The 24321-nt window shown below is 49.0% G+C and carries 21 protein-coding genes and 1 pseudogene; 19 read left to right on the forward strand and 3 right to left on the reverse strand.

Annotated features, from left to right (window positions below):
• Positions 1–215: 215 nt before the first annotated feature.
• From MRBLPE1_RS32320 to MRBLPE1_RS32365, 10 genes are all read left to right on the forward strand, one after another.
• A complete protein-coding gene (locus MRBLPE1_RS32320) occupies positions 216–401 on the forward strand; it encodes a twin-arginine translocase TatA/TatE family subunit (protein WP_308995493.1) in 186 nt (61 codons plus the stop codon).
• A gap of 205 nt (positions 402–606) precedes the next feature.
• Positions 607–1668, forward strand: coding sequence for a LacI family DNA-binding transcriptional regulator (locus tag MRBLPE1_RS32325; protein ID WP_364154619.1), 1062 nt, complete (start codon positions 607–609; stop codon positions 1666–1668).
• 284 nt (positions 1669–1952) lie between these two features.
• Complete coding sequence (locus MRBLPE1_RS32330) at positions 1953–4760, forward strand: beta-galactosidase (protein WP_364154441.1); 2808 nt, start codon at positions 1953–1955, stop codon at positions 4758–4760.
• Positions 4761–4833: 73 nt separating this feature from the next.
• A complete protein-coding gene (locus MRBLPE1_RS32335) occupies positions 4834–5754 on the forward strand; it encodes an ABC transporter permease (RefSeq protein WP_364154621.1) in 921 nt (306 codons plus the stop codon).
• Between the two features lie 12 nt (positions 5755–5766).
• Positions 5767–6678: a carbohydrate ABC transporter permease gene (locus MRBLPE1_RS32340; protein WP_364154443.1), complete on the forward strand. Its 912-nt coding sequence runs from the start codon at positions 5767–5769 to the stop codon at positions 6676–6678.
• Positions 6679–6755: 77 nt separating this feature from the next.
• Complete coding sequence (locus tag MRBLPE1_RS32345) at positions 6756–8360, forward strand: DUF3502 domain-containing protein (RefSeq protein ID WP_364154445.1); 1605 nt, start codon at positions 6756–6758, stop codon at positions 8358–8360.
• Between the two features lie 215 nt (positions 8361–8575).
• A complete protein-coding gene (locus tag MRBLPE1_RS32350) occupies positions 8576–9337 on the forward strand; it encodes a sugar phosphate isomerase/epimerase family protein (protein WP_364154448.1) in 762 nt (253 codons plus the stop codon).
• Between the two features lie 286 nt (positions 9338–9623).
• Positions 9624–10715: a low temperature requirement protein A gene (locus MRBLPE1_RS32355; RefSeq protein ID WP_364154451.1), complete on the forward strand. Its 1092-nt coding sequence runs from the start codon at positions 9624–9626 to the stop codon at positions 10713–10715.
• Between the two features lie 96 nt (positions 10716–10811).
• Positions 10812–11450 (forward strand): ThuA domain-containing protein, encoded by a 639-nt coding sequence (locus MRBLPE1_RS32360; RefSeq protein WP_364154454.1) that lies wholly within the window; start codon positions 10812–10814, stop codon positions 11448–11450.
• A 314-nt stretch (positions 11451–11764) separates the two neighbouring features.
• Complete coding sequence (locus MRBLPE1_RS32365; protein WP_364154457.1) at positions 11765–12754, forward strand: Gfo/Idh/MocA family protein; 990 nt, start codon at positions 11765–11767, stop codon at positions 12752–12754.
• 234 nt (positions 12755–12988) lie between these two features.
• Here the strand turns inward: MRBLPE1_RS32365 and MRBLPE1_RS32370 are convergent, their stop codons facing one another.
• Entirely contained in the window at positions 12989–13162 is a 174-nt protein-coding gene (locus MRBLPE1_RS32370; protein WP_364154459.1) for a hypothetical protein, read from the reverse strand.
• A 201-nt stretch (positions 13163–13363) separates the two neighbouring features.
• Here MRBLPE1_RS32370 and MRBLPE1_RS32375 point away from each other — a divergent pair, with 201 nt between their 5' ends.
• From MRBLPE1_RS32375 to MRBLPE1_RS32410, 8 genes and pseudogenes are all read left to right on the forward strand, one after another.
• The gene (locus MRBLPE1_RS32375) at positions 13364–13558 is read left to right on the forward strand and encodes a hypothetical protein (protein ID WP_364154462.1); all 195 of its coding nucleotides are present in this window, start codon (positions 13364–13366) and stop codon (positions 13556–13558) included.
• Positions 13559–13855: 297 nt separating this feature from the next.
• Positions 13856–13940: pseudogene (locus MRBLPE1_RS32380) on the forward strand (DUF3934 family protein); the annotation flags it as partial.
• 370 nt (positions 13941–14310) lie between these two features.
• Positions 14311–15270 carry an alpha/beta fold hydrolase gene (locus MRBLPE1_RS32385; protein ID WP_364154465.1) on the forward strand — a complete coding sequence of 320 codons (960 nt, stop codon included), beginning with the start codon at positions 14311–14313 and terminating at the stop codon, positions 15268–15270.
• A gap of 523 nt (positions 15271–15793) precedes the next feature.
• Positions 15794–16708, forward strand: a complete 915-nt coding sequence (locus tag MRBLPE1_RS32390; RefSeq protein ID WP_364154468.1) for a GGDEF domain-containing protein — start codon at positions 15794–15796, stop codon at positions 16706–16708.
• Positions 16680–17771: a GGDEF domain-containing protein gene (locus MRBLPE1_RS32395; protein WP_364154470.1), complete on the forward strand. Its 1092-nt coding sequence runs from the start codon at positions 16680–16682 to the stop codon at positions 17769–17771. Before MRBLPE1_RS32390 ends, MRBLPE1_RS32395 begins: the two co-directional genes overlap by 29 nt.
• 46 nt (positions 17772–17817) lie before the next feature.
• Positions 17818–20178: an EAL domain-containing protein gene (locus MRBLPE1_RS32400; RefSeq protein ID WP_364154473.1), complete on the forward strand. Its 2361-nt coding sequence runs from the start codon at positions 17818–17820 to the stop codon at positions 20176–20178.
• Between the two features lie 170 nt (positions 20179–20348).
• Positions 20349–20486, forward strand: coding sequence for a hypothetical protein (locus MRBLPE1_RS32405; protein WP_364154475.1), 138 nt, complete (start codon positions 20349–20351; stop codon positions 20484–20486).
• Between the two features lie 81 nt (positions 20487–20567).
• Positions 20568–20750, forward strand: a complete 183-nt coding sequence (locus tag MRBLPE1_RS32410; protein WP_364154477.1) for a hypothetical protein — start codon at positions 20568–20570, stop codon at positions 20748–20750.
• Between the two features lie 65 nt (positions 20751–20815).
• Here the strand turns inward: MRBLPE1_RS32410 and MRBLPE1_RS32415 are convergent, their stop codons facing one another.
• Entirely contained in the window at positions 20816–21808 is a 993-nt protein-coding gene (locus tag MRBLPE1_RS32415) for a lipoate--protein ligase (RefSeq protein ID WP_364154479.1), read from the reverse strand.
• A gap of 203 nt (positions 21809–22011) precedes the next feature.
• Between MRBLPE1_RS32415 and MRBLPE1_RS32420 the strand changes: the two genes are divergently transcribed.
• On the forward strand, positions 22012–22569 hold the full coding sequence (locus MRBLPE1_RS32420; protein WP_364154482.1) for an NUDIX hydrolase: 558 nt from the start codon (positions 22012–22014) through the stop codon (positions 22567–22569).
• A gap of 150 nt (positions 22570–22719) precedes the next feature.
• On the opposite strand, the gene MRBLPE1_RS32425 is transcribed toward MRBLPE1_RS32420, so the two are convergent.
• Positions 22720–24051, reverse strand: a complete 1332-nt coding sequence (locus MRBLPE1_RS32425; RefSeq protein WP_364154484.1) for an ArsB/NhaD family transporter — start codon at positions 24049–24051, stop codon at positions 22720–22722.
• Positions 24052–24321: the final 270 nt, after the last annotated feature.

Genomic DNA, 24321 nt, shown 5'->3' on the forward strand with positions numbered 1-24321 from the left:
TGTGGGAGAAAGGAGCTGTCATTAGATGATGAACCCAACGTTTTACAATCGAATTAGACGGATCGTACAACCGGAAATAAACTTCTATATATGGAATTATTTTTAGGAAAAAACCGTGTTATATTATCTGACATACTTCAAGACATCCTGTATGGCATCTGCTATTGTGAAGTCATCGCCAGTCGATCCGATCACTAAAAAAGAGGTGAGTGTTCATGCTGCAGAGCATTGGTCTGCCAGGGCTGATCATGATTTTAGTCGTCATTTTAATCGTATTCGGGCCCTCGAAGCTCCCCGAGCTCGGGAGGGCGGTCGGCCGTACGCTGCACGAGTTCAAAAGCTCCGCGCGAGAGCTCGTGACGGAGAGCAAGGACGAACAGGAAAGCAAAGGCAGCGCATAAGGAAAAGGCAGTTCCTTCAGCATCGAGGCTGGGGGAACTGCCTTTTTTGCAGGTTAATCGTTTCTTGAATAAAAGGAATGCATGGCGCCTGTCGTTAGAATGTTTAATGGGTTAATTTGTAAATCATGGGAACTGCTCGTTCCTATTTGATGAAAAGTCTGTTATTCTACAAAAGTATGGAATTTGGATGAAGGAGCGTGCCGCTATCAAGCCGGTTACTGTCTATGATATTGCTAGGGAAGCTAACGTCTCGGTAGCTACGGTGTCGCGCGTAATCAATAACACGGCGCCGGTTAAAAAATCGACGAGAGAACGTGTTCTGGAGCTGATAACGAAGCATCAGTTTCAGCCGAATGCGTTAGCGAGAAGCCTGTTCAAGAAAGAAACAGGGATGATTGGCGTCATTTTGCCGGATATTACAAATCCTTTTTTTCCGGAAGTGTTGGCGGGTCTCGACCAGGAGGCGCGCAGCAAGGGATATACGTTTTTTCTCTGCGATACGGTATCGACAAATGGCGATTCAGAAGCGCAATATGTGCGGGAATCGCAATATTTGGGTATTCTTATGGAGAAGCAGGTAGACGGGATCGTGATGATTGGCGGAAGAATCAATCTGGCAAAGCCGAGCAAGGAGCTGGTCGGCGAAGTGGTTGAAGCAAGCAAGCGGGTACCGCTGCTGCTTATAAACGGGAACTTGCCGGGCGAGGGGATGACCCGCGTGTATGCCGATGAGCTTGAAGGGGCAGAGCTTGCGACGCAGCATCTCATCGATCTTGGACATCGGCATATCGCTTTCGCCGGAGGTTACAAGCATATGTCCAATACGACCCAGCGCGTTCGTGGTTTTGTCAAAACCATGGAGAAGAACGGACTAAGGATACGCAAAGAATGGATACTTAACGGAGGCTTTTCCGTAGAGAGCGGGAAGCGGTTTTTGAACCAGCTGCTTGAGCTGCCGGAGCGTCCAACGGCTATTTTTTGCGCCAACGACCTCGTTGCTATCGGTGTGATGAAGACGGCCCATAAAGCAGGGATCCGCGTGCCGGAGGAGCTGTCGCTGATTGGCTTTGACGATATTCCTTACGCCTCCAACAGCATTCCGGAGCTGACGACGATTTCCTTGAAATGCTATGACGTTGGACGGAATGCAGCCGAGCTGCTCCATCAGATGATTACCAAAAACAAAGTGAGCAAAAACACGAAACTAAGGCCTGAGCTGATTGTCAGGGAGTCTACGGCCCCTCCGCAAGAAATGAATAACGCATAAGAATTAGTTTTAAAAAAAAGATTGACAACGCTTACATTTGTGAATAGAATCAAGTTGTCAAAAGATTATATGGTGTCGCCGGTAAAAATGTAACCCGTTACATGTTCAGCTGGACTTCTTCCTACAAAGCAGCAACCAAATCAATACACATCAAATTTCCGTGCAGAATCGCGTTCTGTAACACCGGTCATGAGAGTGTATTTATTTTTAACTAATAGTGTAACGGGTTTCATGAAACGGGTTACATATTTCGGGTTTTTACTTTTTTTGGTGGAGGTTATGACATGTTCATGGAAATTGAAGCCAGAGCAGCCGTGCAATTTAATGCGGACGCCGTGAAAATTGGGGACAGCTCACATATCTTGCTATGTGCTTCCTTGTTCTATTTCCGTATTCCAAGAGCGCTTTGGAAGGAACGGATGGAGCAGGTCAAAGCATTCGGCTATAACAGCATCGATGTTTATTTTCCTTGGAACTACCATGAAAAAAGTGAAGGAGAATGGGATTTTAGCGGCGAACGCGACATATCGGCCTTCTTAACGGCGGCGGCGGAAACGGGCTTATACGTCGTTGCCAGACCGGGACCTTATATTTGTTCCGAATGGGATGGCGGCGCCTTGCCGGCTTATCTGCTGACAAAAGAGCTGAAGCTTCGCGATAACGATGAGGGCTTCCTCAGCTATGTTGCGAAATGGTTTGACCGCATACTGCCTTTGCTGAAGCAGTACCAAGCAGGAGAGGGAGGTACGGTCATTGGCGTCCAGCTCGATAACGAGCTCGATTTCTATGATTGCCATGATCCGAAAGGGTATATTAGAGCATTGCGCGATATGGCTTTGAGCCACGGAATTACGGTTCCGCTGTTCGCTTGCGCGGGCCAAGGCGGCATCCTGCAAGCATCGGGGCTGGCCGAGAACGTTGTTCCAACCTGCAACTTTTATCCGGATAATCGGGACCCCGAATTCGAGCAGAAGGTGCTGCATTATAACGAAACCTTAGCGGGGCTTGGCTACCCGCTGCTCGTAACGGAGACGAATCGGGCGCATTACCTGCTTCGCAGATTGCTTTCCTGCGGGGCGAAGCTGCTCGGTCCCTATCTGCAGGTGTCAGGCACGGATTTCGGGTTTACGAACGCCACGAACAATTGGGGTAAGCCGCTGGCGTTCATGACCTCGGATTATGATTTTGGCGGCATGATCTCGCCGGAGGGACATATTCGCGAGGAAGCCTATGAGGGCCGAATGCTCGGCAGGATGATTAAGGCTTACGGCGCTCCGCTCGCGGAGGCAGCCGCCGCAGACGGCCTTTTGTCCGCATGGGTCTTAACCGGTGACCGCGAACGAGTGGCAGGTCCCTACTCGCTGCAGCTTAACGGCGGCGGCAGCCTTCTGTTCGTAACCAATTTGGATGAGCGGGATAAAGAGATCGCCCTTAGGGCTGCCGATGAAGCAAATGCTCCGGCAAAAGGTGGATTTACGCTAAAAGCCGGACGGTCGCTGGCGCTTCCTTACCAGGTTCCGCTAAGCCTATGGGGCTTTGAGGGACTGCTCGAGCGTTCAACCGCAGAGCTGTTTCAGGCGGAACAATTAACCGATGGGGCCAACTTATTCTTCCACACGGAGGGAAGCGGAGAAATCATTGTACAGCTGGATCCGGATGCCGAGGTGGGAGCGGACCATGCCGCGGCCGAATGGTCGGAAGGACGGCTGACGGTAACGTTCGACGGCGAGGCAGACAGCTGTTGCCGAGTACTTACAGCGGACGGACGGGAGCTTAAGCTTTTTATAACGGATAGAATGAAAGCGCTTTATACGGAGGGGCTGGACGACAGCGGCGCGATTCATATAGGGAGCCCGCACAGCTACCCCGACATGCCGGAAGCGGCGGCAGCCGAATGGAAGCTCCGCGTTCTGGATGGCGGTGCAGCGCCAATGTCCGCAAATAGGGATAGCGGCAAGGCAGCAATGGAGCAGGCGGATTACTTGGAGCAAGCCGGGATTTACCGCGGGTTTGCCTGGTACGAAGCGGCAGTCAAGCTGCCGGAAGGCAAAGCGGTGCAAGGCTTTATTCTTCGGAAAGGCAGCGATGTCGTATCGCTTTATGCAGGCAGCCAATATGCCGGTACATTAACGCCTGGCGGGGGCAGCGCCTTCCTCCCGTTCAACAAAGAGCTGCAAGAAGACGGCAAGCTGCTGGCCCGAGTGGAAATTTGGGGACATTCGAACTTTGATGACGCGCGGCTTCCGGGACTTCGTCTTCATGCGATGAAGGGACTGCGGGGATTGACGGCAATCACGGAGTCGCGGGACCTCAGCCGCAGCTGGAGCGTATACCGCGCGGCAGATCGGGAACTGCGCAGGGAACTTGCCGAGTCGCCCGATGACAGCATGTGGCCGCTCGTTAATTTTGGAGGCTGGCTGTCTCCGGACCATCCCGCATTCGAGTATTACCGGAAGCGCTTCCGGGCTTCTGCGGACGCGAGCTCGTGGACGCTGCATTTCAAGGGCATACAATCCCTTGCCCGTCTGTTCGTGGACGGCAAGGAGATTGGCGCCGTTCATCCGCTCGATCCTTATATCGATATTTCGGAGCATGTCACGGCGGGCGAGCAGGTAATGCTTACTGTATATGTAGAGCGGGTGCTTGGTCTTCCTTCCGGGAAGGTTTACCTCTATGAAGGCCATGAGGCTGAGGGCTGGACGGTGAGCGCCGCGGAGGAGGCAGAGCTCTTCGAGTACGCAGAGAGTGTACAGCTAGACGCTGCCGTGCAGGAATTTCCTGTCCTGCTTACGCCGGGCGAGACGGCTTGGCTCTTTGCTTCCACGGTTAATTCGGTGGCTGAAGCGGGCTGGCGGGCAAAGGTTTCTGGGACGGGCATGAAATTAACCGTATTCCTGGAGGGACGGATCGTCGGACGAATTTGGCTGCCGGGCGATGCGAACAGGCCCGTGTTAACGGGTGGAAGTCCAGATTCCTTTTATTTGCCGGGAGCTTGGTATGAAGCGGGCAAGGGAAGCTTGGCGATCATGCTGGAAGCGGTAGACCGGGAGCAGCAAGGACGATTGGAATCGATTCAATTTATATCCGTCTAGTTAAGGACAGCGAGGGGGACTTAGGATGGAAACAACCATAGCCGAAAGGGAGCCGCAGAGGAAGCTTCAGCGAATGAGCGGAGGCAAGATGAAGCGCTTCTGGAACAACAAAACGCTTTTGCTCATGTGCTTGCCGGCCATTGCCTTTTTTGTTATCTTTGCGTATTTGCCGATGCCCGGCTTGTATCTGGCGTTTATTAACTACAATTACTCTGACGGTATTTTCAAAAGCCCGTTCGTCGCCTTTGATAACTTCCGTTTTCTCGTTATTAACGGCGATCTATGGCGGCTTTCGTTCAATACGGTGGCCTACAATCTGGTATTCATTGTACTAGGGAACGTGCTGCAAATTTTCGTAGCCATACTTCTGAACGAGATCCGCCGCAAATGGTTCAAAAAAGTGACGCAGACGCTCATGTTTCTTCCGCATTTCATTTCGGCGGTGCTGATCGGCCTGATCGCCTACAACATTTTGAGCTTCGATTACGGCATATTGAACACGATGCTGGAATCGCTCGGCATGGAGCCTGTCAAAACGTACTCCGATCCGAAAATATGGCCGTTCATTATCGTGCTGACCTTCCTATGGCAGTCAACCGGCTACGGGTCCATCGTCTATTTCGCCGCTATTATGGGCCTGGATAACGAGATTATCGAAGCATCGGAAATCGACGGCGCGAATGCGTTCCAGCGCATTATTTACATCGTGCTTCCGTGGCTGAAGCCAACCTTCATCATCCTGATGCTGTTCTCGCTCGGGGGCATTCTCAAAGGTAACTTCGGCTTGTTCTTCAACCTTGTGGGAGCCAACAATACGGCCTTGTATCCGACGACCGATATTATTGAAACGTATGTGTTCCGATCGCTGATGACGAACTTCAACTTCTCGATCGGCAGCGCAGTGAGTCTCTATCAATCCGTGTTCGGATTTGTGGTCGTCTTGACCGCAAACTGGCTAGTGAAAAAGGCTTCGCCCGAAAACTCGTTATTTTAGGAGGTGCCAGTTATGGAAAACAGCGAAGAATCACGCAGCATCCGCACCGATATAAGCGGAGTCATCGTCAAGCTATTCGGATATCTGTTCATCTCGTTTTTTTCTCTATGCTGTCTATTGCCTTTCTTGCTCGTACTCGGCACATCGCTGACGGCGGAGGGGACGATCAAGAAATACGGCTTTAATTTTTGGCCGCGCGACTTTAGCACCTTTGCTTACAAAATCGTATTTGAGAATCCTGATCTCATTATCGGCTCTTACCTCGTTACCATGGGGATTACGATCGTAGGGACGGCCTTTGGGCTCTTCCTCGTGGCGATGACCGGCTACGCGCTGCAGCGTCCGGACTTTGGGTATCGGAACGGCATTTCCTTTTTCATTTATTTTACGACGCTGTTCTCCGGGGGGCTTGTTCCGTTTTACCTGCTCATGACGCAGTATTTGTCGCTCAAAGATAACTATTTGGCCGTGCTGCTGCCGGGACTGCTTAGTCCGTTTCTTATTATTATGATGAAAAGCTTCGTGCGCTCCATCCCGCATGCCATTACCGAATCCGCCAAAATCGACGGAGCGGGCGACTTTACGATTTTCCTAAAGCTGATTCTGCCTATGACGACGCCGGCTCTGGCTACAATCGGCCTGTTTATCGCGCTGGGGTATTGGAACGAATGGTACAATTCGATGCTGTTCCTCTCGCCGGATATGAAGTACCGTCCGCTCCAGCTGTTCTTGTATAACGTGGTGACGAGCGCCGACTTTATCCGTAATTCCTCGGCCGCATCCAATGTGCAGCTTCGGGATATGCCGCTGGAATCGATGAAGATGGCGACCGCAGTCGTGGCGACTGGACCCGTTATCCTGTTTTATCCGTTCGTACAGCGGTATTTCATTAAGGGAATTACGGTTGGCGCTGTAAAAGGCTGATGTGCCGAGGGCCGCTAAAAAGGCCACTTCACATAACGGGCAATGCCCGATTTATGAAAAAAAAGGGGAGAAGTGCGATGATGGGTTATAAGAAGGTTTCCGCCTTGCTGATTGCCATGATGATGATCTTCAGCCTTGCAGCTTGCTCAGGTAATAACGGGGAGAAAAACGAAGGCGGCAAAAACGCCGGGACAGGCAATAATGGCAGCACGAACGTCGCGAATGGAGAAAAAGGAGCGGATACGTCCAAGTTCGTTAAGATCAGCTACGTCGTGCTTGGCGATAAGCCGAAAAACGGACAGTTCGAGAAGGTTTTAGCCGAGGTTAACAAAAAAATGAAAGAAAAAATCAATGCCGAGCTTGAGTGGAAATGGGTCGAGTGGGCAGATTGGCAAACCAAATACAACCTGCTGCTGGCGTCCGGCGAAGCGGTCGACCTGATTACGATCGGGACGGACTGGCTGGACACTTGGGGCAATGCGCAGCGCGGCGCATTTATGAACCTGGATGATTTGCTGCCGGAATATGCGCCTCAGACATGGAGCTCTATTCCCGAGGAGGACTGGGCAGAGAGCAAGTATAACGGCAATATCGTGCTGATTCCGGAAAATGATTACACGCAATGGGTTAACCACGGCTTCTTCTACCGCGGCGACTGGGCGAAGGAAGCGGGCATTACCGATCCGATCAAAGATTGGGAAGGCATCGGCCAATACCTTCAATTCGTAAAGGATAACAAAGAAGGCGTCATTCCTTGGGATGCCGTTGCATCAACAAGCACTTGGGGCGGTTATGCGCAGTCCTACACGGATCAGCTGGAGCTTCCGATCTCAACCGGTTATTTGCCGGTATTCACGACGAAATCCTATGATGAGAAATTTACGGTAGTTAGCCCGGTATTCGAAGACACGTTCCTGAATTTCGCTACGCTGATGAAGGATTGGGCGGATAAAGGCTACTGGCGCGAGGATGTGCTGAACAATAAGAACGATAACCGCTCCGCTTTGCGTGCCGGCTTGTCGGGCCTTGATCAGCATCATACCCAAACCTTCGGCGGCCTGCGCGTGCAGATGGATAAGGACCAACCGGGCTCCGAGCTGCAAATGTTCCCATTTAACCGCACGGGCGGCAACAATTTGACTGAGCTTTCCATCACGCATGGCGGAACGTCCGTCGGAGCGCACAGCAAAAACCCTGAACGTGCACTGATGGCTTATGATCTTATCCGCAATGACGAGGAAATTTATCACCTGATCAATTACGGTTTGGAAGGCGTTCAATACGAAGTGAAAGACGGCAAACGCACGCAGCCAGAAGGCTATGACGAAGCCAAGGATAGTTTCTATGCTGACTTCTGGGGCGGCCGCGTCGATAAATTTGAAATCCCGAGCGTAACGACATGGGATCAGCTGGAAGAAACATTGTACGCGGAATACGACAAAATCAAAAAGCCTTATCCGTACGGCCAATTCGTGTTTGATAAAACACCGGTTGAGGCTGAACTGACAGCGATGACCCAGGTAACGGGCGAGATGGGACCTGCGATTACGTACGGCAAAGCAGGAGATCCGGCGCAGGCAGTTGAGCAATTCCGCAGCAAGCTGAAAACCGCTGGCTACGACAAAGTGCTTGCCGAGCTTCAGAAACAAATGGATGCCTACAAGAAGATGATCGAAGGTTAATGGTTTGAGCGATGCAGCGCAAGGGGAGAGCTTTAAGCACGATAGCGTGCGTCTCCGCTTGCGCTGTTTGGCGTTTAAACCCACTTTGGTCAATTATAATCAAGTGGCGGCCTATGGTTGGTTAACCTCAGTAAAGTAGCGCTTTCAGCTGTAATGCTACAATAAACCTATGAAACGGTAAGCCAATCCTATTAAATTACGAAGGCGGCGAAGGCATGAATTTATCGAATATTGCTGTACAGCTGTACACATTGCGGGACTACTGCAAGACGGAAGCGGATTTGGAGCAGTCGCTGCGCAAGGTGAAGGAAATAGGTTATCAAGCGGTGCAGGTATCCGGCATCGGCCCCATTGCTCCGGAGAAAGTAAAAGAATTAGTGGATGCGGCGGGACTTCGGATCTGCGCGACGCATGTCAGCCTGGATTCGCTGGTTAATGATTTTGATAACACGGTTAAGAAGCATAAGCTTTGGGATTGCAAATATGTTGGGCTTGGAAGCCTGCCGGACGAGAACCGCGGCAGCGCGGAGGGTTATTTAAGCTTTGCCAAGACGGCAACGGAGATCGGGCAAAAGCTTAAGGAGCATGATTTGCAATTTATTTATCATAATCATCAGTTCGAATACCAAAAGTTCGAGGGCAGAACCGGCATGGCTATTTTGCAGGAGGAAACGGATCCGTCAGCCGTAGGCTTCGAGCTCGATACCTACTGGGTGCATGTCGGCGGGGTAAATCCGGTAGATGCTATCCAACAGGTGAAGGGCCGTATGGGGGTTGTCCATCTCAAGGATTTGGAAATCGTGGATTACCAGCAGGTATTCGCGGAGATCGGCGAAGGCAACTTGAATTTCAAAGCAATCATTGCCGCATGCCGGGAAATAGGCGTGGAATGGTACGTTGTGGAGCAGGACGTATGCAGGCGCGATCCGTTTGAAAGCTTGGCGATCAGTTTCCGCAATTTACAGCAATATCTATAACCGAAGCGGCAGGTGCGGCTCGGTCATTGGGAAAAGTCAGATGCAGTCTTGCGTCTGGCTTTTTTTCTTTCCATAAACATTTATACGATTTTACTTGTCATTGTGCTAACCGCTTACGCTTGGCGCTGCTCGTACTAATCCAATATTCCCAAAAAATACTTGACAATAAGTTTTAATTCTATTATCTTTAATTTAAGATATTTAAATTGAAGATAATAACTGCGCTGGCAGCCATGTCGGTTGGCTTACAGTCCAAGCGCGATCACTGAGAGGAGCCCGTGAACCAATGCATGAGAAAAAGGTAACCTGGCTGGAGCTGTTTTATGATTTATTATTTGTTGCTGCGATCTCGAAAGCCACGCATGTTTTATTGCATGTCGAGCATGGAACCATTTCGGCGGAGCATCTGTCCAAATTCGTTCTCATTTTCATTCCGATCTGGTGGGCGTGGGTCGGGCAAACGGTATATAATAATCGTTTTGGCCGTGACCTTTCTTTGCATCGGGTATTCATGATCCTTCAATTGTTTTTTGTATTAATTATGACAGCCAGTTTAAACGTGGATTTTGATGCTTATTATATTCCTTTCTTTGTCGGGTATATCGGCTCCCGGGTATTAACTGCCGTGCAATATGTGATTACGCAAAAAGTAGAAGTAGGGGGCAGAAGGGACACTGCGCGTTTCTTTGGAACCTACTTTTGGCTCGGCATTGCCATTTCGGCTTTCTCACTCTTTTTTGATTCGTGGGTTCGCTATGCCATTTTGTATGCGGGCATTGCCATTGATATCCTCGTTCCTTTGATTGGACGAAAGCATTTGGTAAAAACGCCTGTTCACACGGCACATCTATTAGAGAGGTTCGCTCTCTTTACATTGATTTTGCTTGGCGAATCCGTAATCAGCATGCTTTCCGTGCTGCAGTCCGATGAATTAACGGTGTCCTCCATTTTGTTTGCTGCAATGGCTTTCGTATTAGTAATAGGAATCTGGTGGCAGTATTTCGAGAACGTGGAGAAGAATGTGGACAAAGCGAAGCGGACGGCAGGGCAGACCATTATGTACGGGCATCTGTTCATCTATTTATCGCTTAGCATGATTGCGGCTTCCATTCAGCTCTTGTTTCTGAACCAGCTCGAATATTTATTTATGCTTGGCTTTATTTTCGGATCCGTGCTTTTATATTTCGGGTCGGTTATGTTCGTCCTGTATGCCTACCGCTTCGAGCATCTTAAGCCAAAGCTCAGCGTTATTCTTTCGTTACTGGGTTTGCTGGGCGCGTTGTTTGCTTTAGATTTATTCATAACGGCCTCCCCTCATGTCATTCTGGGCGAAATTATGCTTTTCTTTATCGTCTTTGCTAAAGCAACGCACCGATAAGGGGATAGCAATTGTTTTCCAAGGAAAAGGAAGATATATGCTCTGAAAACGTTTATAATTTGAAGAAACATATCATAGAAACGAGGAACGATAAGGATGAAGATTGGCGTGGTTTGCGATGATTATTGGCACCCGGGAACGCTCATAAAAGCAGGATTGGAGCCTCTAAGCGAGCTTGGATTTAGCTTTCAATATATCCATCATGCATCCGAGTGGTCGCCAGCGTGGATGGAGCAGCAGGATGCTGTAGTGCTTGCCAAATCAAATCAAATTTCGGCCTCGGATAAAACGCCATGGCTGACAGAGGAAATCCAGCAGCAGTTCCGGCGCTATGTCGAGGGCGGGAAGGGACTGCTCGTTCTGCATGCCGGAACGGTGGGCTACCGGGATCAGCCCGTATTCTTCGAGCTTGTTGGGGGCGTATTCCAGCATCATCCGGAGGCTTGTCCCGTGAAGATTGCTTATACCGATAAAGCGTTTGGCCTCGCGGAAGAGCAGGAAGGTTTCTCCGTGCATGACGAGCATTATTTTATGGAGGTTACGGATGAACGCATTCAAGTATTCATGACTTCCGAGTCGGAGCACGGCACGCAGCCGGCCGGGTGGCAGAGAGAGCAGGGCAAAGGCCGGGTATGCGTGCTTACGCCGGGGCATTTTCTGCCTGTGCTGCAGCAGCAGGAATACCAAGCAGCCATACGGAATGCGCTCCATTGGGCCGACGGCGCTCAAGGCTAGAATCGACATGCTTGCATAACGGCCATTGCATATAATGAATTCGCTTTCTTGCTTTGATTAACTGTATAATTAAGGATAGGAAAGTTATCGTTTCATTATCAGAGCATAAGGAACGAAGGGGAAGTTTGGAACTGGAGGAGCGATAGCGTCCGCCTTTGTCTCCAGATTTCAACCGTGTGATCGGTATAATAAAAGAAATCTGGAGACAACAGCGGCCGGAAGTCCAAACATTCCCCGTAGTTGCGATAGGCATCTGAACTGAAAGTTTTAATCTGCATCATTTTATTATTTTATTCTGAGGAGTGAATGGAGTAATGTCTCTACAAACGATTAAATGGGGAATTTTGGGCCCAGGCTGGATTTCATCGAAATTTGCTAAAGATTTGGCTTTTGCCAAAGGCGCCGAGCTCATTGCGGTAGGCGGAAGAAGCTTGGAGAAGTCTGAACGTTTTGCCAAAGAGTTCAATATTCCCCGTGCGTACGGCAGCGTGGATGAGCTGGCCCAAGACGCAGATGTCGATATTGTATATGTAGGAACCTTGCATCCGATACATAAAGAAAATGTGCTTGCTTTATTGCGCGCCGGCAAAGCCGTGCTTTGCGAGAAGCCGTTTACGATGAACGCGGCTGAAGCGAAGGAAATCATTGATTTGGCCAGGGAGAAAAAGGTCTTCCTTATGGAAGCGATGTGGACGCGGTTCTTGCCGCCGATCCGCAAAATAATGGAATGGATCGCGGCGGATAAAATTGGCGAGGTGCGATTGGTCAAAGCCGATTTTGGCTTCGATATCGGATGGGCGCCGGAGAGCCGGCTGCTTGATCCCGCGCTTGGCGGCGGGGCGCTCCTGGATGCGGGAATTTATCCGGTCTCCTTTGCTTCCTTAATCTATGGCGAGGCTCCAACAAAAATAATGAGCAGTGCCCGAATTGGCGAAACAGGCGTGGACGAGCAATTTTCGCTGTTATTTGAATATGAGGGCGGACGTGCCGCGGCGCTGAATGGAGCGGTCCAGCTCGGGATGGTCAGCGATGCCTACATTTACGGGACAAAAGGGTATATACATGCTCCTAACTTCTTGTTTGGCAAATCGGCCAGCCTTCACGTGAAGAATACGGATGCCGAATCCTACGTGGATGACCGCGAAGCCGAGGGTTATGCATTCGAAGCCGAAGAAGCGATGAATGCGCTGCGCGAGGGCAGGCTGGAAAGCTCCGTTATTCCATTGGATGAGACGCTTGCGATTATGACTACGCTCGATACTATCAGAAAGCAGTGGGGCTTGCGTTATCCTGCTGACCAATAAGGGATATAATCCAAAATAAATGGGAGCTGTCTTCCAGGGTGAAACACCTTGGAAGACAGCTCCCATTCGATTTGCAGTAATGGGTAAGCCAGAAAAAGAGACGAATTCCCATACTTGCTAATCTTAAGTACTCTATGTAATAAAATAGGAAACAATTACTACTGAAATTTCTCTTTATATTTATTCTTTTTTCCTATTTAATAGAAGGAGGGGAATAATTAAACGGATTCGCGGTTAATCACCGCCTCCGCCGCAGCCCGAATCTCCTCCGCTGTCGCTGCCGCTATCTCCGGCTGACGAATCACCGCCGTGATGACTGTTTCTTTTGCGGTCACCAGGTGTTGTAATCGCTTTTATGACTGCTAGGATGATGAAAAGGATAAGAATGACGAAGACGATAGCTCCCATTGTGCTTTCCTCCCATTCTGATTAATTACCCACATCATAGCAGGGAATTATTAAGGGCGTGTAAAGTATTCAGGGAATATTCTGAAAATTTAGAAATATACTATAAGTAGTGAATCGCTAGATTGTCTAAGCTTTTCTTCATATTATTCTCATGAAAGATTAATGTTCGTGATTTATAATCGAATTAAGGGAGTGATGGGAATGACCTCTTCTTACTTCAATGAATGGCTGGATGAATATAATGATTATATGCGACTGTACATGCTTTTTGGAGATGAGCACTATTTGGTGCATGCAAGAGAAACCTTAACTGCCTTAAAAGAAATCATTGCAAGGGCTGAGCGCCATAAAAGCATCGTATGTAAAATAATGAGTAATACGGTTCATGCTTATTGAGAGTCTATGTTGAACATAAGCAAAAGTTGCCTGGATCCTGCATGTGATTAAAACTAACGAGCGCTTAGTTTTAATCACATACAGGATCCTTTTTTGGCTGCGCTTGCGCATCGAAACCAGAGACGCCAAGCAGCGCTTACTGGGGAGTATTTCAAATTTAAAAGCCATCTTAAGAATTCAAGCGGTAGTTTAATGGTATACTGATAAATAATGATTGCGAGGAATAAGATTCTGATAGATGCTTCGACTGCATTTTATGAAGTTTAACTCGGATAGAAGACATGATGGAGTGATGATATGAGCAGTGCAAAGGGCAAGGGCGGAACGGGAAGAGGAACGGATAAAAAGGGCTGGAACCGCTGGCAAGCCGGAGAAAAGAAGAAATTAGCGAAAAAGGTATTTGGCCGAAACCAAGGCGCTAAAGGCGCTGAGGGTGAGAAAGGCAAAGCCGAAGCTGGCGGTACGCCAAACGCGAGAAGCGCGAACATGACGAAAGGCAGCACTGCATTCAAAGGTGGGAGCGCAGCCAAAGGCCGAAATACGACGAAGTAGAGGATAAGCCTCAATAGTCGGAGTAAATGAGAAAGCCCGCATTTCGCTGAAAGGCGAAGCGTACGGGCTTTTTTTTGTTTTCGGGTGAAAAACGGCGATTTGCTATTCCATTATGCTGTCTATCGATTAAAATAAAAATAACGCTTTCAAGAGCGAGAGTATGGCCCATTCTTATTCGATATTCATAGGAGGTAGTCGAAATGCCGTTAGTTGACATGTCTTTGGAGCAATTAAGAAGCTATGAGGGAATAAGTCCGCGCCCTGCTGACTTCGATGCGTACTGGGAGAGGGCGCTTGCCGAGATGAAAGCGGTAGATCCGCAAATCGAGCTGGTGCCGAGCAGCTTTCAGGTACCGTATGCGGAGTGCTTCGATTTATACTTCACGGGAGTACGAGGCGCGCGGATCCACGCAAAATACATAAAGCCCAAAAACGTATCGGAGCCGCATCCAGCCGTTTTGCAATTTCACGGGTACTCGGGCCATTCCGGCCAGTGGCAGGATAAGTTGGGATATGCCGCTCTCGGATACTCCTTCTTTTCATTGGACTGCCGAGGTCAGGGTGGCTCCTCGGAAGACACCGGCGGTGTCAAAGGAACGACGCAGCAAGGACATATTATTCGCGGTTTGAATGATCATCCCGACCAGCTGCTATTCCGCCATATCTTCCTCGATACCGCGCAGCTTGCAGGCATTGCCATGCAAATGCCCGAGGTTGATCCGGAGCGCGTGATGGCGATGGGCGGCTCACAGGGCGGAGCCCTAACGCTGGCCTGCGCGGCGCTTGAACCAAGAATTAAGAAGCTCGCGCCTGTTTTTCCGTTTTTGAGCGACTATCGCCGCGTATGGCAAATGGATTTGGCTAAGGATGCTTACGCGGAGCTGCGTACCTTCTTTCGGCATTTCGATCCGCAGCATAAGCGGGAGGATGAGATTTTTACGAAGCTGGGTTATATTGACATCCAGTTTTTGGCACCTCGTATTCGCGGAGAGGTTTTGTTTGCAACGGGCTTAATGGATACCATCTGCCCGCCATCCACGCAGTTCGCGGTTTACAATAAAATAACGGCCGCGAAGCGCATGGAGATTTATCCGGATTTCGGGCATGAGGATTTGCCTGGTTTTTCAGACATGACGATGCAGTTTTTCTTGAAGGATTAAGCGGTTGTCATAGCGGAAACGAATAGATTCGTGAAAAGAAGGACGATTAAGCAGAGATAGTTTCTGTTTCATCGTTCTTTTTTCTTGTCCAACTTATACGTAACGGAATCGGTTATAAAGGCGATTAGGAGAAAAGTCGTATCATGCGTCGAATTTCGACAGTTTTCTTGGGTCTGAAACACTAGAGAATATCGGATAATTGATTGTCCTGTCGATATATAAGCACTATAATAGTCTTACAGCTTGGATAAAAATGTGAAACGCAAAACTGATCCTATTAACTGCAAAGTGGTGACTCACGCTGGCGCTGACCCGTTACAAGAATAATCTATCATGGAACCGTTGGGTTCTCTACTTTTATTGGCTGCTTTCCATTCTTGTTCTGGTATTAGCCGAAAGCATACATCTTATCACATTCGGGTCGGAGGTTTGGACGGAAGGTCCGTTGGTTCCTTCGGGGTATTTGAAGGCCGCTGCCTATTTGGTTGTCTCTCTCTTGCTGGCTGAAGGATTATTCCGCTTTATGAAACAGTATTTCGATTTTGTGCTAATAACGATGGGCTACGTATTTGCGCTGGTGATTATGTTTGCCTTCGGAAAAGATATTCAGGGGCTTTATATGAGTCTCGAGATTCCAATCATTGTTTCTTTGTTTTATTTCAGCAAGCGGCGTTTACTGTTCGTGATGCTGCTCACCCTCGGAAGTTATTTCGCGCTTCTGGCCTGTGTGGATACGCTAAGGGATCAAGTCAACCGATATGATTTAATAGCGGTAACCGGCATGATTATCGGAAGCGGTGTCATTGGGCTTGCCATTTTGAAACGAGGGAATGAACTGCAGCAATCGCTGGAGCGGGCCGTAAGCTCCGAGATCGACGCATTCGTAGATTCCGTTGCCACCCAAAATGCCTCCAAATACGATCACTTAACGAATCTATACAACCATATTACTTACCAGGAATACTTAACCGCGCTTACGGGCCAGCATGATGCATATGATATGCCGCTGCAGCTCGCCGCACTTGATATCGATAATTTTAAAGGCATCAACGATCGATTCGGACATCATGTCGGGGACATCGTACTGCAGGAAACGGCTTTGCTTCTAAAATCATCGATTTCCAGCGAGGATGTGGCCGCCAGGTATGGCGGGGAAGAGTTTGTCTTGTTATTGACGGGGAAAACGATCAAGCAGAGCCATGAGTTGTTAGAGCAAATCCGGGAGCGCCTCGCATCGACCGTCTTTCCGGAGCTTGATCATCAAAGCGTGACGATCAGCATCGGAATGGCGGATTATACGAAAGGGCTTGGCAAAGAAACCTTGTTTAAGCAGGCAGACGGTTATTTGTACGAAGCGAAGCGCGCCGGCAAAAACCAGGTCGTTTCACCGCTTGGAAGGAGGGTTTCGAGTGCTCCGGAAATTATTCAATGCTCCTAGTCATCTCTCAAGCTGGAACAAGCTAATGAGACGGACTTATTGGGGGATTAGCCTCGTATCCGCACTAGCGGTTTTGACGACATGGGCCGTGGTGGGGAACGACCAGTCCATCGATTCGCAGCCATTTTTTGAGAAGCAGGTGGTGATGAGAAACAGTCTGATTCTCGGGATCCTGCTTGCCGCCGAACTCATATACCGATTAAAAAGCTGGCTGCAGGATTACATCATTATTACGCTGGGATCCTGCTATGGCGCAATTACGCTCGGCTTATCCTCAACGGAGGTTCAGGGAACGCAGATCGTGATGATATTACCGATTCTTGTATCGATTTTACACTTTAACTATGGCAAGGTTTTATTCTCCTGCTTTAGTACGATGATAACCTATCTGATCGTTCTGAACCTTGTGCCGGAATACCGCTACGGGGTTCCCATCTACCAAAAGGCCGTAGGCTTTTCTTTCCTCATCGTCGTCACGCTTGCCGCGCTCGGTATCGTAAACCGTGGGCTGCAAATGATGAAGGACGAGAAGAATGCTCTCCGCAACGAGAAGAAGCATCGCATACTGCAGCAAGCTGTCCAAGAAGCATCGAGTATGGATGCTCTTACCGGGTTAGCTAACCATAAGACATTCCAAGAACAGCTGCGGACCATTCTTGCCGATGAAGAGGAACGTCCGCTGCATCTTGCGATTATTGATATTGATAATTTCAAATCGGTTAACGATACATATGGCCACGCAGTCGGGGATACCGTACTTCGCAAAGTAGGAAGGCTGATAAGGGACTGCACGCAGGAGGGCGGCTTGCCATCGCGCTATGGCGGAGAGGAATTTACGATTATTTTCACGAGAATGAATGCCAAAGCGGTGGTGGAATGCCTGGAACGGCTGCTCATCGAAACCGAACAGCTGCAGTTCCCGGAGATGGAAGGCCGTAAAGTAACCATAAGCATAGGCTGCCATACGCACCAAGAAAACGAGTGCCGCGATGTCCTGTTTCAATTAGCGGATGAGGCGCTTTATTCGGCCAAACGCAACGGTAAAAATAGGATTTCCTGGTGAGAGCGACTATCCTTTTTCATTTATACAAGCGAGGTGGCGACATGATATGAGCGATAATCTATCCATACTGCTTCTGCTATTATTTATCTTGCCAGTCTTGTATATGATTGACACTTCGTTAGTTATTATTAGGCGAAATGCGAAGCATGTCGAGAATCGCCTTGCCTCGCTCACGACCTGCATGCTTGCGCTAATGATTTTCTTTCAATATCTGATGCAGCTGTTATCCGCAGAGTACACCTTGACGGTTGCTGCCTATCTGGTTTATCCGGCGTCTATCGCTTCTGCGGGAGTCTGCCTATGGTTCCATCTCACGGCAGCGAGAAGCTATCACCGTTTCTCCGTGGCAAGGAGTATAGGGATTGCTTTCGCTCCGCTGTTCCTTTATTTTCTCTTTCTATTCCTAAAAGGAGAATCGTTTTTGTTTCTAGGCGTGCGATCGCAGGAGATGTGGAAGCAGGCTGTTTTTGCCCCGGCCATGTATCTTTTGTATGGGTTTTTGGCCTTGTTTTCCATTTTGAATGTGATCATTTGTCTGACAGCCGCCAAAAAAGCGAAAAGCGTCGCTGAGCGCAAAAAGTGGATGGTGCTGTTTAAAGCGGATTTGTATTACCAGCTGGCGACGATCTTTGTGCTGGCCCTGGTTTTTGTGCTCTCTTCATATCTATATATTCCGGATTCGATTGTTTTTTTGGCGACGATTATTTGGGGGATTTCGCTCCGTATCTATATGAAATATGATATTTTGCCTTCCGCGAAAAAAAAGTATGAGCTGCTTTATCAATTCTCTCCGACAGCCATTATAATGCTTGATAAAAATATGATGATTAAGGAAGCTAACCCCGGTGCGCTCCATGTGCTTGGCTACCAGAGGGAGAATGAGGTCCATAACCGGGCATTTTCCGAGTTTATCGTTTTAGGCGAGCGTGACAGCCTCAAGAAGGCTTACGCATCGTCTTTTCCAAAGTCGGCCTGGCGCAACCGCGAGCTGACGATTATGAATCGGCAGGGGCAGAAGCGAAATATTCTGATCGATACCGAGAGCATGGCCGAGGGCGAGGAATTATTTGTGCTTGCGGTTATACGGGACATTACGCAGCAGAAAGAAGAAGCGCGTCTCGTTCATTTTTTGGCACATCACGATACGTTGACTAAGCTGCCTAACCGCTTCCATTTCAATAAAGAGCTGGAAGCTTCGTTAGAAGAGGTGAAATCGTCAAAAGCGTTGCTTGGCGTCATGCTCATTGATTTGGACCGCTTTAAGCTGATTAACGACACGCTCGGCCATCAATATGGGGACGAGGCTTTGAATGAGATTGCCGCGCGCCTGCAAAACACGGTGGATGAGCGGCATCTGGTTGCCCGTCTTGGCGGCGATGAATTTATTATTTTGATCAAGAAAGCGGATGAATATGATGAAATCGTCTCGCTGGCGGAAAATATCCATCAAGCCTTTCAGCTGCCGATCACGCTGCAAGGACAAGATTTTTATTTGGGCGGAAGCATCGGAATAAGCGTTCACCCGTTCGATGACGACAGCTCTGACGGCCTTATCAAGCGCGCGGACATCGCGATGTACAATGCGAAGCACAGCGGGGGCAACCAATACCGCCTGTATACGAATGAGATGATCGCTTTGGTGCAGCGGGATGTCAGGCTGGAGAAGCATCTTCGCCAAGCCTTGAAGCGCAAGGAGTTCGTACTCTATTATCAGCCGCAGGTCGATTTGGCTACGGGGCGTTTAATCGGGGCGGAGGCGCTCATTCGCTGGCAATCGCCTGAGCTTGGCATGGTGCATCCAGGAGAATTTATTACCCTTGCGGAGCAGACGGGATTAATCAATGAAATCGGGCAATGGGTCATTGCGGAGGCCTGCCAGCAAGGAAGGCTTTGGCAGGAGCAAGGCTGGGATGATTTTATGCTGTCGGTCAATGTCTCCTCCAGACAGTTCATGCAGCCGGATTTCGTGAACAAGGTGCAGGATATTTTACGTTCAAGCGGCTTGGTGCCTGATCGGTTATGCTTGGAAATCACCGAGAGTATGGTCGTCAACAATTTGAATGTGGCTAGAAAGATGCTGGATGATCTTGTTGCGTTAGGCATTCACATCGCCATTGACGATTTTGGAACGGGGTATTCCTCGTTGAGCGTTTTAAGACAGCTGCCTATCGCAATCATAAAAATCGACCGTTCTTTTATAAATGACATGGATGCTTATCAAGGCGGGCTTTCGATTGTGAAAACGATTGTATCCATGGGGCATGACCTGCGGAAGCAGGTCGTGGCCGAAGGCGTGGAGACGCTGGACCAATGGGAGCAGCTGAAGCGTCTGGGCTGCGACAAAGCGCAGGGCTTTTATTATCACAAGCCTCTTTCTCTGGCCGATTTTAATAAATTGCTTACATGAAGCAGCAGTGATTTGCAAAGCCTTGCTGCTAAATAACGTACCCTCAGCGGAAGGCTTGGGGGGTTTTTGCCGTTTACGATTTTTCAGGACATAGCGGCATATGCCCAATCCCAATGCTGTTCGCTGGCATAGGCTGATATCATCAGAGGAAACCAAGGAGCTTAATTCGAATGTCAAAAACAACAACAAAATCGGATTTGACCGAACTATCGGCTGAGGATCTCGCGCTATGGTCTGCAGTTATTTTAGTCATTGGCGATTTATTTGGATTGTTTGCGGTCATTAAAGCGAGAACGGAGAAGGACTGACTTTCTACGTTTGTGTGAATGATATTCCGCTTATCACATACAACCATTCCTATTTTGAGGTAAAGGGGATTACGAATGACGATGGCTGCTAATAAAAAAATCACGTCGGATGATCTAGCTAAAATTTCCGTTTCGCTTTCGCTTGTTGGGTATGGAATAGGGATGCTCGCTTTGGAGAGAGCAGATAAGGACAGCGAGGATAACAGAGATAAGAAACAAATGATGAAGGCCGTCAACCATCTTTTCAAAAGATTCAAAGGTTAGAGACCCGAGAAAGTGAACGCAAAGTTCCCCCGAAGCAGCCGGCGCGGGGGAGCTTTGCATGAAGCTTAGATAAGCAGGCCCAGCCAATCCTCTTCCGTTACCTGGCCGAAATAAAACGGCAAATCAATTTCTGCGATGAGCTGCTTCAGCGCGGATGCTTCATAACGTGTGCCGATGAGCTTACTTGCAACCTCATTGCTGTCGCCTCGTCCGAAGAAATCGCCGTAAATGACAGCGCCTGCGATAAGCCCTTCTTCTACCTGGAGACGGACATCAAACGTTCCCGCGCCCTCGATCCGTTTTTTCTGCTGCACGTTAAAGGCAGGTGAGCGGCCATAGTTCCATTCCCAGCTGCGGTAGCGCTCATCCGCAAGCTTCCGTACCTTTACCCAGTCTTCAGCGGTGAGCTCATAGAACGGAATTTGTTCCGCCTGGCCGAAGATGGACTGAAGCAGCTTTTCCCGAAACTGCTCGATGGTCAGGGGCTCCTTCAAAAACTCCGAGATATTCGCTACGCGGCTGCGGATGGACTTCGTTGATTTAGACACGTACTTCTCGGCGTTGACCTTGAGCGCGGATACGACGTTCTCGATTTCGGAATCAAACAGCAGCGTTCCGTGGCTGAACATCTTGCCCCGCGTCGAGAACTGCGCGTTGCCGGATATTTTTCGCTCGCCGATCTGAAGATCGTTGCGGCCAGTCATTTCGGCAGTGACGCCGAGCTCTTGAAGCGCGCGGACCACAGGCTCGGTGAACTTCTTGAAGTTATAAAAAGACTTTCCGTCGTCCTTCATAATAAAGCTGAAATTCAGATTGCCTAAATCATGATAAACGGCACCGCCCCCCGACAGCCGGCGAACGACATGAATGCCGTTTTTCTCCACGTAATCCGAATTAATCTCTTCTGCGGTGTTCTGGTTTTTGCCGATAATGATGGACGGCTCGTTAATATAGAAGAGCAGGTAATCATCGTTGTCAGGCAATGAACGCAATATATATTCCTCTAAAGCCAAATTAAGCGACGGATCGGTAATGCCGTTATTGCTTACAAAGCGCATGGTCGTGTTCCTCCTATGTGAAAGCTCATAAGGGCATTATACCTGCACGCGAAGCAGACTTTCAAACCAAGCGAAAAAGCGTTCGACCGAATGATTCCGCAGGAATGCTTATTGGCCATCGTTATGAACGCGGTGGCTCTATGCAGCGGCCGAAATAATTCGTATAATCTGATGAGACAAAAGCTTAATCAGAGGTGAAAACGGTGGAAGCTAAATTTTGCATGGCATGCGGTCATGAGCTTGAAACCCGCGATGTCGACGGGACGATGAGAAGAGCGTGCACGAGCTGCAGCTTCGTTCATTGGGGCAACTATAGTATCGGAGTGGGAGCGCTCGTCGTTAAGGACGACAAAATCTTGCTCGTTCGCAGAGCCCAGGAGCCGGGAAAAGGGAAATGGACCAATCCGGGCGGGTACATCGAACAGCTTGAGCCGATTCAAGATACGGTGCAAAGAGAGGTATTCGAAGAATGCGGCGTGCAGGCGATCGTCAAAAACATAGTCGCTTTGCGCGATCAGCCTAGAAGTATACATAATCTTTATGTGGCATTTGAGATGGAATATGTGGGCGGAGAGCCTGTTCCGGATCAGGTAGAGGTCGATGCCGCCGGCTTTTTTACCCTGGAGGAGCTTGAGTCCATGGACGTTGCCAGCTTTACGCAGTGGCTCGTGGATGTCGCGTTTCATGGACGGTCGGAAGGCCTTCGGGTAGACTCGGACCCTGTTGTTCCGCTTGCTGGTTATGGACTGTTTCGGGTATAACAAGAACGGCTAAATGCATGAGACCTCCCAAGTGGAAGGTCTCTTTTCTTTAAATATAAGAAAGTATAAATTTTAAACTTATACTTGCTCATATTTCACCGCGAAACGAGCTTTTGCCGCAAAGGACGGCGTTAGCCGATTACGCTTGGATTAAAAGATCCAGCGTACCCAAAAGGACAATACGACTAACGTAAAAACAAGCGTAAGGGGAATAACGAATGCCGTTACCTTTATATATTGGCCCCAGGTGATTTGAACGCCTGCTTTCCGCACGATATGCATCCACATCAAGGTGGCGAGCGTACCGATCGGCAGCAGGAGCGAACCGATATCACTGCCAATAACACTGGCTAGGTAAGCGATTTTCAAAGTTAAAGGATCAAGGCCCATGCTCATGAGAGTCAGTGTTCCGACCATGAGGGCGGGATGGTTGTTGAATAGGTTGGACAGAAAGCTGAGCAGTATCCCCATTAATACGCTGGCATGCAGGAGGCTGCCTGAGACGAGAGGCTGCATGAGTCGAATGAGCCAATCCGTTAGACCGATGTTGTTAAGGCCGTAAATAATGACATACATGCTAAAGGCGAATATCAAAATATACCAGGGTGTTTTTTTGAGCATATCGGCAGGTGAAATTTTCAAGTAGATCCAGCGCCAGCCGAGCAGAAGGGCAGATCCGATGACAGCCATGGCAGGAACGGAGAAGTGGACATACGAAGCAATAAACAGGCTGATGCGGACGCAGAAAACGAAGATAAGAATATTAATCATAAAACGATTGCGGTTTTCCTGAGAGACCGGCTGCTGCAGCGGATGGCTTCCCGGCATAAGGCTCCACCGGGCGACAGGGGGCAGTTTTTTCGGGAGCATGCGATAGAAGGTTATAAATAGCAGGAGCGACAAGAGAAGGAGCCCGAGCGAAGCCGGTACGAACATCATGGCGGTATGCATGTAGAGATCCATGTGAACGATTTTCAAAGCGATGAGATTGACGATATTACTCACGCCGATAGGCGCGCTGGAAGCCGTAGCAATTAATGCGCCGGATAACAGATAAGGTATTTTCTGATTGTTTTTGAGGCCCATATTTTTCAGCAGCAATAATAGGATCGGCGTCGTAATTAAGATGCTTCCGTCGTTGTTGACAAAGAGCGTCATTAGAAAACAAAACAGGTTCGTCAGCCAAAACAGGCGGATACCGGAGCCTTTGGCTTTTTTGGTGAGCAGCTCGGCCGCCCAATAGAAGAATCCAAAGCTTTCGAGTACGATGGCCATGACGATGGTGGCGATAATGGTGACAGCGGCGCCGCTTATCGTTTCCGTAATTTGGCCGAGATCCTGCAGCGAGACACTGCCGCTGAGGATTACGATGGTAGCGCCAATCGTAGCGGGTATCGCCTCATTGACATGCGGTCGCCAAAAGATAAAACTGAGCGTGAACAGAAATGCGCAGATGGTCACTATGATCGTTAGATCTTGCATGATTTAACCTCTTTTCAAGGATGGGGCTCTTTTTGTTTGTTATGCACAGCACTCCTTTTCTAAAGTGAGCTTAAGGCTATTCGGCAGGCTATCGGCCTTAAGTGAAAGCGACCTCCTCCCTCTTAAAATTTAATAGCTTCGTAATGTAAGTATACGTACGAGATAGAGCATACGTACTGGTTAATGTCCCTATTTCTATTAAAATCTGCTAGTGTCAATTGAAGATGAATGTCTCCTAATGATAGATACCGACAATGGACAGGCGCCTAT

Origin of the sequence: Paenibacillus sp. LPE1-1-1.1 (assembly GCF_040676435.1) — a bacterium.
Lineage (GTDB): Bacteria > Bacillota > Bacilli > Paenibacillales > Paenibacillaceae > Pristimantibacillus.